The sequence below is a fragment of the Flavobacterium sp. WG21 genome (genome assembly GCF_000335775.1).
GTDB lineage: Bacteria > Bacteroidota > Bacteroidia > Flavobacteriales > Flavobacteriaceae > Flavobacterium > Flavobacterium tructae.
In genome coordinates this window covers 204,794-219,058 of record NZ_AMYW01000001.1, presented here as the reverse complement: position 1 = coordinate 219,058, position 14,265 = coordinate 204,794, and the positions used below count along the sequence as shown (strand labels likewise).

Annotated in this window: 10 protein-coding genes and 2 tRNA genes; 3 read left to right on the top strand and 9 right to left on the bottom strand. The window is 37.1% G+C overall.

Annotated features, from left to right (window positions below; all coding sequences use genetic code 11):
• Positions 1 to 8: 8 nt before the first annotated feature.
• The 7 genes from C245_RS0100960 to trxA all read right to left on the bottom strand — a co-directional run bounded on the left by C245_RS0100960 (position 9) and on the right by trxA (position 7,690).
• Positions 9 to 1,358, bottom strand: a complete 1,350-nt coding sequence (locus C245_RS0100960) for a TolC family protein (protein WP_017494713.1) — start codon at positions 1,356 to 1,358, stop codon at positions 9 to 11.
• Positions 1,359 to 1,621: 263 nt separating this feature from the next.
• Complete coding sequence (locus C245_RS0100955; protein ID WP_017494712.1) at positions 1,622 to 2,443, bottom strand: AraC family transcriptional regulator; 822 nt, start codon at positions 2,441 to 2,443, stop codon at positions 1,622 to 1,624.
• Positions 2,444 to 2,661: 218 nt separating this feature from the next.
• Positions 2,662 to 2,735, bottom strand: a tRNA-Asp gene (locus tag C245_RS0100950).
• A gap of 675 nt (positions 2,736 to 3,410) precedes the next feature.
• Positions 3,411 to 3,484 (bottom strand) — tRNA-Asp (locus C245_RS0100940).
• An 86-nt stretch (positions 3,485 to 3,570) separates the two neighbouring features.
• The gene (locus tag C245_RS0100935) at positions 3,571 to 4,497 is read right to left on the bottom strand and encodes a DUF58 domain-containing protein (RefSeq protein WP_017494711.1); all 927 of its coding nucleotides are present in this window, start codon (positions 4,495 to 4,497) and stop codon (positions 3,571 to 3,573) included.
• Complete coding sequence (locus C245_RS0100930) at positions 4,494 to 7,067, bottom strand: M1 family aminopeptidase (protein ID WP_017494710.1); 2,574 nt, start codon at positions 7,065 to 7,067, stop codon at positions 4,494 to 4,496. Before C245_RS0100930 ends, C245_RS0100935 begins: the two co-directional genes overlap by 4 nt.
• Before the next feature lie 305 nt (positions 7,068 to 7,372).
• Positions 7,373 to 7,690, bottom strand: coding sequence for a thioredoxin (gene trxA, locus C245_RS0100925; protein ID WP_012023423.1), 318 nt, complete (start codon positions 7,688 to 7,690; stop codon positions 7,373 to 7,375).
• A 244-nt stretch (positions 7,691 to 7,934) separates the two neighbouring features.
• On the opposite strand from trxA, the gene C245_RS0100920 reads away from it, so the two are divergent.
• Positions 7,935 to 10,397, top strand: coding sequence for an AsmA-like C-terminal region-containing protein (locus C245_RS0100920; RefSeq protein ID WP_017494708.1), 2,463 nt, complete (start codon positions 7,935 to 7,937; stop codon positions 10,395 to 10,397).
• Between the two features lie 164 nt (positions 10,398 to 10,561).
• Positions 10,562 to 10,876, top strand: a complete 315-nt coding sequence (locus C245_RS0100915; protein ID WP_017494707.1) for an HPF/RaiA family ribosome-associated protein — start codon at positions 10,562 to 10,564, stop codon at positions 10,874 to 10,876.
• A gap of 54 nt (positions 10,877 to 10,930) precedes the next feature.
• Here the strand turns inward: C245_RS0100915 and C245_RS0100910 are convergent, their stop codons facing one another.
• Entirely contained in the window at positions 10,931 to 11,587 is a 657-nt protein-coding gene (locus C245_RS0100910) for an oxidoreductase (protein ID WP_017494706.1), read from the bottom strand.
• Positions 11,588 to 12,061: 474 nt separating this feature from the next.
• Here C245_RS0100910 and wrbA point away from each other — a divergent pair, with 474 nt between their 5' ends.
• A complete protein-coding gene (wrbA, locus tag C245_RS0100905) occupies positions 12,062 to 13,222 on the top strand; it encodes an NAD(P)H:quinone oxidoreductase (RefSeq protein ID WP_017494705.1) in 1,161 nt (386 codons plus the stop codon).
• A gap of 280 nt (positions 13,223 to 13,502) precedes the next feature.
• Here the strand turns inward: wrbA and C245_RS0100900 are convergent, their stop codons facing one another.
• Positions 13,503 to 14,168 carry a hypothetical protein gene (locus C245_RS0100900; protein WP_017494704.1) on the bottom strand — a complete coding sequence of 222 codons (666 nt, stop codon included), beginning with the start codon at positions 14,166 to 14,168 and terminating at the stop codon, positions 13,503 to 13,505.
• Between the last annotated feature and the right edge of the window lie 97 nt (positions 14,169 to 14,265).

The following is a 14,265-nucleotide window of genomic DNA, read 5'->3' as shown; positions in this document are numbered from 1 at the left end:
TTCCAACCCTACGGAAGCATTCCCGCCGTACGCAAGAGTTCGTAATGTTTTAAAATCGCATCCAATCGTGTGGCAACTTTATTGTATTTTGCCTGAAGCAAAGCATTATCAGCATCAACCATTTCGGTTATTAAAACCAGTTGGTTCATATATTTCAATTTTACAATACGGTAATTTTCATCAGCCAAATCCAAAGCTTTATCTACTACAACAAACTTTTCAAGGATCTCCTGATACTGTGTATGCTCTTTAAAAAGCTTATCCTGAATTTCGTCTTTCAGAATCTCAGATTGCATTTCCTGCCATTTGATTTTGGTGTTTGCCTGATCCATTTTGGTCTTGTTTTTATACAGAGACGAAAGATCGAAAGCGGCTTCAACCCCTACTTGCCCCAGTGTGTACAAATATGGATTAGGCGGAAAGAATTTGTAGTTCGGATAATAAAAACCATAGTTCCCAAAAAAATGAACCGTTGGCAGATAATTCCCTTTAACCAGTTTCAGCTCTGTTTTGCTAATATTCAGCTCCTGACTGGCAATTCGCATCTCCTCATTATTCAAAGCCTTATTTAGATAAAAATCATACGGATCTAAACCGTTCATTTCATCCAAACTGGCCGCCGTATTGATGGCTATTTCTTCGTTTTCCGGAAGTTGAATTAGAGTTTTAAGATCGTGAAGCGCAATTTTTATGTTTTTGGAATTTGTAAGCGCATTTAATTCACGATCCGAAAGCTGTAATTCGGCTCTGATAACTTCATTTTTAGTCACCGCCCCGTGTTTTCGGAGTGATTGCACTTCTCTCAATCGGCTTTTCTCTTCTTTGATGTTTTCTTCAAAAATCTTTTGCAGCTCCATCATCTTATAAATCGCCAGATAGTTTGCCACCACTTCGAGTTCGACATCATTTTCGACCTTTTCTGTTTTTATTTTAGCAATTTCACTCTCCTGATTGGCAATTTTGATGGCGTTATTTATTTTATTTCCGGCATAGATTGGCATTTTAAAACTCGAATTCACTTCATAGAGTTCCGGAATCGCCTTTGTAACTTCTTTTCCGTTTAAAAACCCGTTTCCTTTAAATTCGGTAATATTAGTGATTCTGGAGTACATTCCACTTAGTTGTACATCAGGCAATCGGAGTTCTTTTCTTTCTTTGATATTTTGCTCTGAAAGCGTAACCTCAAGTTGAGATCTGAGGATTTTTTTGTTGTTTTCTTTGGCCAGCTTCAAAGCTTCTTTTAGCGAAACCGAGTGAACTTCCTGCGCTTTTATACCATTAAATGCTAATACAAGTAAAAATAAGAGCAGGATTTTAGGAAAACAATCGTTCGTAGAATTTGTTGTTTTAAGGAACATGAATACATAAATAATTTAAGCTGCAAAGTTCCTTCATTTTTCTCATTGACTGATAATTCTAAAAAGTCAAAAACATATTCATTTCGGACAAATGTTAAAATCGGATTTTTCGAAAACGTTATATTAAGATACTGAAAAACAATTTATTACAAAACAGATTTGGATTGTGATTTTTCACTCAGCTTTTAAAGGATTTAAGGCGATTTTTATTTTTCCCTCTCGCAGATTCCGCAGATTGAGCAGATTATTAAAGAGTTAAAAATTTACTTTTGCTCCAAAATCTCTTCACCATTTAAGTAATCGGAAGGTCTTTGTCCTAAAATCTTAAAAAAAGTATTACTGAAAGTTGGAACACTATTATATCCAACTTCTTCGGCTACCTCTTTCACCGAAAGCTTTCTTTCTAATAGCAATTCGATTGCCTTTAAAATTCTTCGAATAGTATAATATTGAATAAAGGACATTCCAAGATCTTTTTGAAACAAGCGATACAAAGAGCGCTCGCTATATCCGAATTCATGTGCTACATCAGCAAATAAAATCGTTTCTCCCAGATTATTCTCGATATGACGTAAAATCTTTCCAAGTCGTTTGTCTTTTGGCTGCGGTAATCCCAAAGGCAAATTCGTAGTACATATTTGAGGCAGAATCGCTTTTATAGCTTTGGCGATGGTAAAGTTTGGAGTTCCTTTCTCAAGATCGCCATTCCATCGATTCGTAAAAAGCATCATTTGAAGCAGTAAATTATTCACCGGATAAATTCCCTCGTTCTTGTAAAACTCATTTTCGTCTTTTTCAACCGGAAAATACAGGTTCCGCATCGTAACATTTTCCGACTTCGGTTCAATGCTGTGCTCCACCCCACTAGGAATCCATATAAAATGACGTGCCGGTAAAAAATAGGTTTTAGTTTCGGTGGTTACAAAAACAACATCCCCTTCGGCATACAACAACTGTGCTTTGTCGTGTTTATGTGTAGGCACAAACAACTCCCCCATCAAATCGTGGTGACAGTAAATGCTTTTTTTATCGGCATCTACTTTTTTGATGTAATACTTATCTAATTTCTGACCTGAATATTCCATTGGAGTTTATACAATGTTTTTGCAACTTTAAATATAAGAAAATTAAATTCCAAAGCTGAACCATTAAGACTTAACCGCAAAGTTCGCAAAGAAAAAAACGCAAAGTTCGCAAAGCTAAATTAAAACTTTGCGAACCTTGCGTAAATCTTAGCGCACTTTGCGGTTAAATACAAAAAACAAAAAAGCCTTTCCGTTAAGAAAGGCTTCTTCCAATATTGCGGTCTGGACGGGACTCGAACCCGCGACCCCATGCGTGACAGGCATGTATTCTAACCAACTGAACTACCAAACCGTGCGTTATTGCGAGTGCAAAAATACAACAGAATTTCGTTTCTGCAAGCATTTTTTACGAATAAATTTCAATTAATTTTTAATCAATTAAATTCCAATATTTTAAAATTTGACCATAAAACCAAAAAAGAAGAATTTACTTTCTTTTTAACCTCAAAGACTGCGAACCTCAAAGCGCAAAGTGTACAAAACTTATAAAAAACTTTATGGACTTTGCGTAAATCTTAGCGCACCTTGCGGTTAAACCAAACAAATAAAAACCAAAAAACCCACAAAGCTTATAAAAAACTTTGCGGACTCAGCGTAAATCTTAGCGCATCTTACGGTTAAACCAAACAAATAAAAACCAAAAAGCCCACAAAGCTTATAAAAAACTTTGTGGACTTTGCGTAAATCCTAGCGCACCTTGCGGCTAAACCAAACAAGTAAAAACCAAAAAATCCACAAAGCTTATAAAAAACTTTGCGGACTTTGCGTAAACCTTAGCGCACCTTGCGGTTAAAATCAGAATAGCCTTAAATCAAAAAAGCCATCCACAAAAGTGGAAAGCTTTTCATTGGTCTAACTACTAAACCAGCTACGAGTTACAAAGTCGTAGCAAAACAACACAACTAATCTTAGATACCGTATTTGGGCAAAAAAGCCTTTCCGTTAAGAAAGGCTTTTCCCAATATTGCGGTCTGGACGGGACTCGAACCCGCGACCCCATGCGTGACAGGCATGTATTCTAACCAACTGAACTACCAAACCTCTGCGTTATTGCGGTTGCAAAGATAGTACAGAATTTCGTTTCTGCAAGTGTTTTTTGAAAAAAAATTAAATAAATTTTAAATTATTTATCCAAAGTTTTGTTTTTCAACTAAATATGTCGTCAATATTTTTTCAAAATTGTCGCCTACATTTACCGGAACGTACTTAATATGGTTCTTTGCACAGGTTAAAGCCAGATTTTTAAAATAGCCTTCTACCCTTTTTTCATATTCCGCTTTTACGTTATCAGCAAAAATCGATACTTCTTCACCTGATTCCAGGTCAATAAATTTGCGCGGCGTGTTATCAAAGTCAAATTTCAATTCGGTTTGATCGTCAACTACATGAAACAGTACTACTTTATGTTTGTTGTGTTTCAGATGCTGTAAGGCGTTAAAAAGCTTCTCATCCTCTTCGGCCTGAAACATATCTGTAAAAAGAATAATCATCGAACGACGATGCATTTTCTCCGCAATCTGATGCAGATACGTAATCGTATCGGTACTTTTTTTACCTTTTGGCTGTTCCAGTAACTGTTCTAATTTATTGAGCAGCATTCTGTGATGGCGATCACTTCCTTTCTCGGGAGCATAATATTCATAACTGTCCGAGAACACGCTCAAACCAACAGCATCACGTTGTTTTTTAAGGATATTCATCAATACAGCAGACGCCAAAACAGAAAACCCAATTTTCTTTTCGTAAAAGGGCTGATTTGATTTTAGTTCAGGATAATGCATAGACGATGAATTATCGACAATAATATGACACCTCAAATTGGTCTCCTCCTCAAAACGTTTGGTATACAAACGATCTGTTTTGGCAAACAGCTTCCAATCGATGTGTTTGGTACTTTCTCCGGCATTATACACTTTATGCTCAGCAAATTCGGCCGAAAACCCATGAAACGGACTTTTGTGCATCCCCGAAATAAACCCTTCTACCACCTGATTCGCCAGCATTTCGAGATGCTGAAAACTGGAGACTTTTTCTATTTCCGATTCAATTTTCATTCGGTTTCTTTTTTAATATTTTGTGCGCGGTACAAACCGTCGGTTGCCTGCATTAATTTTCTTTTCAGAATGGGACTAAAATTAGGATTCTCTTTTAAAAATCGCTGTACCTCATCAAAAGCATATTTCGACGAATATTTCCCAATGGTATTGTTCAGCCAGTCTTTTGGAAAGAAGATATCTCCCGTTCTCTGAATTTCATCAACCAAATCTAGTGAAAATCTAATATACCTCTGAGCACTTTCCTGACGTAATGGATGATTTATATTCGCTAAACCGACAGAAACCCATGCTTCTTTTTCTCTGTTGGCATCGTCTTTTAAAGATTGTACAAAAGCATCGCGTACCCCTTCGTCTTTAGATAATGAAGGAAGCAGAAATTCAAATCGTTTTTGCTTGTCGGGATTACTAATCGAAGTTTTGGTCTTATTCAGAATCTCATCTGCTTTTTCATGCTTAAAAATTGCCAGATTCATGGCCATGTTCGTATAATCGTCTTCGTTTAATTTCAAACCTGAAATTACCGTTTCTTTACTCCAAATCGCATATAGCTTTACTTTTCCTGAATCTGAATAAGCAATCGAACTGAACAGATTAAACAATGTTTTCTTGATATTGCTAGGCAAATTGGTCTTCAAACGATCGAAAACTACTTCTTCAAGCTGTTTTTGTGCTCTATTTTGCTGTTTTTGCGTGAGATATTTCCAAAAAACAGCACTGGTTTGATTCGTAATTATTTTCAGCACCAATTCGTTTTGCTCCTGCTGAATTCCTTTCACAAAACAATCGAAAGCTTTTGCCGGAGCGACATTTCCCGTTAAGGTATTTTCATAAATATTAATGTAAGTCGAAGCTCTTGCCACCTCATCCTGTAGGCTTAAAACAGAATCTAAATTATTCCCGTCAAGCGGAAAAACACCATACCCAAAACCATTATAATTGTAAATAACAGCTATTGGTTTTTCGAGCCCAATTGCTTCTTTCAGCGACAGACTTTTGTCTTTTATAGTAGCACTGATCACTTTTACGCTGTTAGGATAAATCAAACCAATATCAAAAATCTGAGGCCATACGTTAGCCGAACGATCTTCTGCCTGCTGTGTAATTTCAAAGCTCGAAATTCGGTTTTGAGCATCGTAGGCAATCTTATCTGTAAAAATGGCTCTTCCAGATTTATTTACCCAGACTTCGCTCCATTTTTTCATATCCAAAGGTGTTTCGGCATCCAGAATTTCTACCAGATTGTTCCAGTCAGCATTATCGTTGGCGTACTTTTTAATATACTTTTCGATTCCTTTCTGAAAAGCTGTTTTTCCCATTGAAGCTTCTAACTGACGCATCATAATAGGTGCTTTATTGTAAATAATGGCTCCGTAAAGTGATCCTGCATTTTTAAGATTGGCAAGATTTTGCTTGATTGGATGCGTACCCAACGAGCGATCCTCGCCATATGCATTAGGATAGTGTGCCGTTAAAAATTGTAAATTATGGTTGACTTTAGGAAAAATCGGATTCATGATTTTGTCGGCCATGAAATTGGCAAAAACCTCTTTCATCCAGACATCATCAAACCATTTCATGGTAACCAAATCTCCAAACCACATGTGTGAAGTTTCATGTGCAATTAATTTGGCACGATCGAGTTTCTCGCTATCTGTAGCACTATTATCCAGAAACAAAGTTGATTCTTTATATTGTATCGCTCCAACATGTTCCATTCCGCCATACTGAAAAACAGGAATGGAAGCAAAATCTAACTTCTGAAACGGAAATTTATAATGCGTATATTTTTCTAAAAAATCTAAGGATTGCTGGTGCAGTTTAAAGATAGTATCAGTGCTGCTTTTTAGTTTTTCTGCATTGTTTTCGCGGTACAACATGGTCATTTCTAAACCTAGTTTCTCCGTGATGCTTTTAAACTTTCCTGCTACAAAAGAGAACAAATAAGTACTCATTTTATCGGATTCTCCAAAGGTGTAACTTGTAAAATCATCTTTTTCAAACTTCTCCTCTACATATGCCCCTGCCAGAACCGACCAGTCTTTTGGAACCGTTAACTTCAATTTATAAGTTGCTTTGATATCCGGCTGATCCAAACATGGGAATAAAGTACTGGCACGATCGGGAACCAGTAAAGTATACAAAAAATCATCGTTTCGGTTTAAAGACAAGTCACCTGCAATAAAAGAAATTGCAATCGTATTTTTTCCTTTTACTAAGCCTTCTGAAGGAATTATAATATGTCCTTTTTGATGCACAATTGGGATATTTTTCCCGTTTGCTGTAACTGATTTAATATTTTGAGTCTTCTCTTTAAAATCGAGATACAAAGGCTCACTCCCGTCAGCAAGAACAAGATCCAACACCAATTCGGCATTAATGGATTGCGCTTTTTTCTCCGGAATTTCGAAAGACAGTCCGTAAGTGAGTTTCGAAATCTGCTTTTTTCGAAAATGTGCTAACTGCTCTGAAACACCGTCCTCTAAAATTAATTTTTCTTTTTGTTTCGACTGGGAAAAACCAATTGTAGTAAACACAAAAAAGCAGAGTAAGCTATAGGAAATTTTCATTTTTAAAGGAAATTAAGATGCTCTAAAAATAAAAAAAGTTTAGCAGGTAATACCTAAATTTTCACGAATTAAAATTCAATCTGTTTCTTTTGCCACAGATTGAAAGGATTAATACCGATTGTATATTCAATATAGTCCAATTGCATTGTACTATTTTCATATTACATCGGCATTATATCAGAAAGCATTGGACTAAAATATAAGTAAAATTGATATAAAAAGATTTTTCAATCTGTAAAAACCTTTAAACATAAAAAAGGTCCGACTTTCGCCGAACCTTCTTTATATAAATTATAATCTTTCGATTACAACAAAGCGTCTAAACTATCTGCGTAGGTTTGTTTCGGAGCAACTCCTACTTGTTTTCCTACTACTTCACCGTTATGAAAAACCAAAACAGTTGGTATATTACGAACACCGTATTTTGCAGCAAATTCCTGGTTAGCATCTACATCTACTTTACCTACTACAACTTTACCTGCGTATTCGTCGCTTAATTGGTCAATGATTGGACCAACCATTCTACAAGGACCGCACCATGCTGCCCAAAAATCTACCATTACCGGTTTATCTGACTTCAAAACTACTTCATCAAAAGTAGCATCTGTAATTGCTAATGCCATAATTTTTTGTCTTTTAAAATTATTGTCTGAATTGTTTCGTTTCAAACTAGACCACAAATTTAAAAATTAAATACAAATGAAACACCATAACCAAATTAGTTTTCATTATAAATGTATTGTCATTAATTATATTCATTCAAAAAACAAAAATTATAAGTTTTAACCTACTCAAGTCTGAATTGTATCTTTTTAAAGAAACCTCCATATTTTACCTTATCTTTAAGGATTCAGAAAATTCTTCCCGATGAAAGCCGCTTTACTCCACATCAAAAACTTTTTTCAATCGCTTCATTTAAGAAAATATGCCAGACGTTTTTGCTTTTTCATATTAGGAATCATTGCTTTACTCCTTCTTACTTGTGGTGGATTATCGATTTATTTCAATCAAAATAAAGCCGAAATCATTACCAAGATCAACACTAAAATCAATGAAAACATCAACGGGAAATTTCATATTGGAGATTTTCATTATAAGTTTCTGACTGGTTTTCCCAACTTTACCCTGGCTTTAAAAGAAGTTGAAGTCAAAGACAATCAATGGGCCACGCACCAACACACTTTACTGAAAGCACAGGAAATAGAAGTACGCCTGAACGTTTGGAGTTTAATTCAAAACGAAATCAATATTCACAAAATCCTCATCAACGACGCGGCTATCTATGTGTATAAAGCGCCGAACGGTTATTCGAATGCCAATATTTTTAAACCAAAAAAGAAAAAAGCACCGGAAGAAAAATCAGATACCGAAACTACAATTGACCAGATTGAACTAAACGGAGTTCACTTTACTTTAAACAATTTGCTTGGTCATAAATTGTTTGATTTTGATGTTGATCGCTTACAATCGAAAGTAGAGCATGACGGCGACAACTGGCAAACCGATGTTTATCTAAACACCCAAATTAAAAGTCTTGCCTTTAATACGGTACACGGAAGTTTTGCAAAACAAAAAGAACTCAAAGGCACTTTTGCAGTAGCTTATTCCGCTCCAAAAGAAAGAATTGACGTGGTGACTAAGGACCTAAAAATTGGAACAGACTCTTTTGACATCATCGCTTTTTTTAATCTGGCTAAAGGAAATGCACTTTTTGGAATCAATATTAGTACGTCTATTTTGTGGCAAAATGCATCGAACTTATTATCGGCAAACATCAGTTCTAAGCTTAACCGATTTAATCTGAAAAAAGAGATTGAGGTAAATTGCGACATCAAAGGCGATTTTAATGCCGAAGGTGATCCCAGAATTGTCGTTCAGGCGATTACCAAAAATAACGAACTTTCTATACCGGACGGATTGATTAAAGACTGCAACTTTAAAGGCATTTTTACCAATAATTTCAAACCAACGGCCGGTTATAACGATGCCAATTCGGCTATTATTTTAACGAATTTTGCTGGTGAATACGAAAACATTCCGCTTACCATTCCGCAATTGTCGATCAATAATCTCGAGAAACCGCTGGCCACCGGAAATCTAAGTTCTGATTTCGACATTGAAAGACTCAACCAAATAAGCAACGACAAGTGGATTCAGTTTACAAGCGGTCATGCCAAAGCCAACCTGGCGTTTCAGTTTGACATTGTTGATCTGTACATTAACAAACCGCGTTTTATTGGTAAAATAGATGTTGACGACGCCTCGTTTCATTATATTCCGAAGAATGTTCGAGCTGTAAAAACCAACATTCATCTTGACTTTACCGAGAAAGCTTTACTCATCAAACAAATTGCTTACAAACACAATAAGAATACGATTTTCATCGAAGGAGAAATTGACAATTTCCTGAACCTCTATTATAATGCTCCCGAAAAAATGATTGTCAACTGGAAAATCTATTGCCCGAATATCGATCTCAAACAATTTCTGGGCGTTCTGGCCAGTTCACAAAAAGTAAAAGGCCCGGCCAAGACTGCCAAAAGCCCCACGATTTCGAATCATCTGAGAAGTGTAATCGACAAATGCTCGGTGGTGATCGATATCAAAGCCGACAAAATCAATTACAACAAACTCGTTGCCACCAATACCACCGCCCGAATTCAGATGCTGGACTCGAAACTGGTCATCAAAAATGGTTCGCTGCAAACGTCCGGAGGCACTATTACTTTTGACAGTGAAGTGGTGCCAAACGGAAAAAACTATGCTTTCAGTTCGAATGCTCAGGTAAACAGGGTCGAAATTGCAAGCTTTTTAAAGTCGTTTAACAATTTCGGGATTCAGTCTTTTAGCCCCAACAACATCAAAGGAAAACTAACTAGTAAAGCCAGCGTAAACGGTTTTATCAATAATCGTGGCGAATTGATTAGCAACTCGATGCGCGGAAAACTGGGGTTTAAAGTCAATCAGGGCGCTTTGGTTAATTTTGAGCCTATTGTGAAAATCGGCAAGTTTGCCTTTCCGTTTCGCGATGTCGAGAACATCACCTTTAGCGATTTGTCCGGTCAGCTCAATATGCGCGGAGAGCAGATCGACGTCAACAATCTCACTATAAGTTCCAACGTGTTAAACATCGATGTCAACGGAATTTACTCTTTCGGCCGAGGCACCAATCTCGCCCTTACCGTCCCCCTCCGAAACTCTAAAAACGACGCCAAACTCGCCACCCAAGCCGAACGCGATGCCGTCCGTGAACGCGGGATCGTCCTCCATCTACTTGCCGTTGACGATAACGGAAAAATGAAAATTAAATGGGGGAAGAGGGAGAAGTAGTTTTTTTCGCATCCTTTCAACACAATCTTATCATTCCTCGTTCCTCGGAATGACAAACTAGACGCAAAAAAACGCAATTAATTTCTTAATGTTTTATTAACCTGCTTGTCTTTTTGTTTTAAAAAAGATAGCTTTGAGAGACAATCATTAAATACAAACCAATTATGAAAATTCAGATCAATACCGACAAGAACATCGAAGGACACGAAAGATTAGAAGCTTATTTCTCTGGTGAATTAGAAAAAGGTTTAGCGCGTTTTGAGGAAAAAATAACCCGCGTCGAAGTACATTTTGGCGATGAAAACGGAGAAAAATTTAGTCTGCACGACAAAAAATGTGTGATTGAAGTTCGTACTGCAAAATTACAACCAGTAACCGTTACAGACCATGCCGATACGCTTGAAAAAGCTTTTATTGGTGCATTGGCGAAGGCAAAAAAATCTTTAACTACTACTTTCGAAAAAATGAAAGCGTATTAATTTATATACCATCCATAAAAAGGACCTTATCTCTAATCCGGATAAGGTCCTTTTTTATTTTAACAAAGTCGTCATTTCTTCCCAATGCAGTATTTTTACTTTCTGATCTAATCGTTCTGCACTTTTTACCATTGCTTTGGCTATATCTTCGGCCTCTATTCCTTTGTATTTGCTTAGGCTCCCCATAAATATTGGGTTGATCCATTTGAATATTCCAATGAATACTTTTTCCATTGGTCGGCTTTCTTTTCGGTCTCCTAAAATCATCGAAGGACGAAAGATATAAGTATGATCCAAATTTAGACTAATAATCCCTTGTTCGGTTTCTCCTTTTAATTTGGTATAAAATATCGACGATTTCGCATTGGCACCAAGAGTCGAAACCAGAAAAACCGCTTTTGCTCCGTTTTCTTTCGCCAGTTTTGCTGCCAGAATTGGGTAATCGTGATCTATTTGATAATATAACTTTTTGTCTGGCGTTTTCTTCTGTGTGGTCCCAAGAGCAATAAAAACTTCATCAACCTGAATGCCTTCTATTACTTTGGATAAGGTGTTAAAATCACCTATCAGCATTTTTAGTTTGGGATGCTGGATGTTTAAATCTCTCCTTACTACAATTATTACTTGCACATAAGTAGCGTTGTTCAACAAATTTTCGAGAATAAAGGAACCTACTAGTCCGCTTGCTCCATACACAATTGCTTTTTTCATAAGTAAGGCGATTTGTTTCCTCGAAGTTAATTTTTTTTGCTACAGATTTCACAGATTAGAATGATTACTTTTTTTTCCCGCAGATTTCTTTGTTGTTTTTTGATTTAAAGCTCCAACGGAGCAATATATCTATAGACTAATTTTAGTATGCGTTGTTACAATCCAGCTCCAGCGGAGCGACATATAATTTTAGCACAATTTGGTAGGTCACCCCGATGGGGTTCTGTTGATGTGCATTTTTAATTTCCTATAAATTTATTGCTCCTCCGGAGCTCTAAATATATTATTCTTGATTTTTTTTATAAATATATTCGTCCTGATGGATCCTAAAATAAATTACATCCAAAAACCTTAATTAAGATAATAATAACGCTTTTTGATATTGTAAGAAGTAATTTTGCAATCCCAAAAATGAAGCTTTGAAACAAGCGCATAACTGGGATTATTTACTATAAATTATTAAAAATTACCCTCATGAAAAAGCAACTACTGCTATTATTAACAGCTCTTTTTATAGGTTTTGGTTCAAATGCGCAAGTAAAATCATCTGAAACAAATGTGCTGGTTTTGATTTATTCTCAAAACGGCGGAACTTATAAAATGGCCAAGTCTATTGCCGAAGGAATTCAAGAATATCCCAATGCAAAAGCAATCATAAAACGTGTTCCTTCAATCAATCCAAAAGAAAAATTGAATGCTGATGTAGAAAAATTACCGATTGCAACTATCGAAGAATTGGCCAATTATGACGGAATCGCATTTGGAAGTCCTGTTCATTTTGCAAACATTAGTGCCGATATGAGTTCCTTCTTCAGCCAGAGTATTCCGCTTTGGACTTCAAGAACTCTGGAAGGAAAACCGGCTACTGTCTTTATGTCGGCAGGATCTGGAGCCGGAAAAGAAGCTGCGATTTTATCGTTCTGGAATATTCTTGCGTCTCACGGAATGGTAATCGTTCCAACGGGGATTATGGGAACAGCCACTTTAGACAAAACAGTTCCACAAGGAAATACTCCGTTTGGCGCTACTTCATTGGCAGGATCTGTTGGAACACGTCCGTCACAAAGCGAATTGAATTTAGCCAAAGAACAAGGAAAAGCTTTGGCAAGAGCAGCCTCGGGATTGAAAAATACCGAAACGATTAAAGCTGCAAAAACGACTTCGATTGAGGCTAAAAGCGATATCAACAAAACCTTAAAAGACAATAACATTACGCTTCCTGAAGCGCCTAAACCGGTTGGAAATTATGTTCCGTTTACGATTTCTGATCATAAAGTGTACATTAATCAGGTGGCTTTAAAAGACGGAAAGATTCTAAATCCCGGAAAAGTTGGCGCAACAGTTACCGAAGATCAGGCCAAAGAAGCTACCTATCAAACGATGCTAAATGTAATTGCGGTTTTAAAAGAGGCTTGCGGTGGCGATTTGAACAAAGTAAAACAATGTGTACAGTTAACAGGATATTTCAACACCACTCCTGATTATACACAACATGCAGCCCTTATGAATTCGGCTTCAAATTTAACGGCTTTGGTTTTTGGAGAAAAAGGAAAACATGCCAGAGCGACCATTGGCGCTGCTTCATTACCGATTAATTCGGCTGTAGAAATTCAGGCGATTTTTGAAATTGAATAAAGGAAAATTTTACCGCAAAGTTCGCAAAGAATTACGCTTTGCTTTGAAATCGCAAAGGGATTGTGTTTAAAAAAACTTAGCTTAATAACATCGCTCATAAGGATTACCCATATTTTATAATACAACCTAGTTTTTCGCGTGAGGGATAGAGCTAAGCTACCGAAGTAGCAGCGAAAGCCCGACAGCAATATAAAAAGGGGCGACTAAGCGATTGCAATAGTCAGCCCCTTTTTATATTGGTGGCACGCCCAGATTATTATTCACATAATTCTCGACTTCCTTATGATTTTGGTAATGGCGCCCCAACTGCAATATCGCAGCGATGCCCCGGTTTTCCGTGTGCGGGATTTTTTCCATCGGCTACAGTTGCTGTTTCTGTACTTAACAAAGCCGGAACAGCATTGTCTGTCGCCGGAGGTGTTACGGTAAAGGTTTGCGAAGTAGTTCCGCTTTGGGCTGTATTGGCAGCAACCGGTTGTTTGGCAGCAGCCGGAGAATTTAAAGGTGCTCCCACCGGAATATCGCAGCGGTGTCCGGGTTGTCCGTGGGCAGGATTCATACCTTTAGCCACTTTTGTCGGCGTAACAGTTGTTGTAGTCACTACATTTTGCTGACCCGGTTTTACCTGAACGGTTTGTACAGGCTGTGTCGTTGCAGTTTGTCCTTGTGTTGGAGCCGAATTTAATGGCGCCCCAACAGCAATATCGCAACGATGTCCGGGTTGTCCGTGTGCAGGATTCATTCCACCATTAGCACTCAAAACTGTATTTGGATTTGCTGCAGTTGGAGCCTGAACAACAGGGGCCGCTTTTGTCGTATCTTTTGCCAATCCCAGTTTTACCAATTCAGAATTTGGTGTGTTTTCCTGAGGTTCTAATTCCTTTTTGCAGGAAGTTAAAAAGATAGAGGAAAGTACTAATGAGGTGATGAGTATTTTTGGATTCATGATGTATCGATTTTAAAGCTATCAAATATACTAAATCCTATTATACCATATAAGTGATGTAAGATAATTTAAGTTTTACTTGGCTATTTGGGTTTTT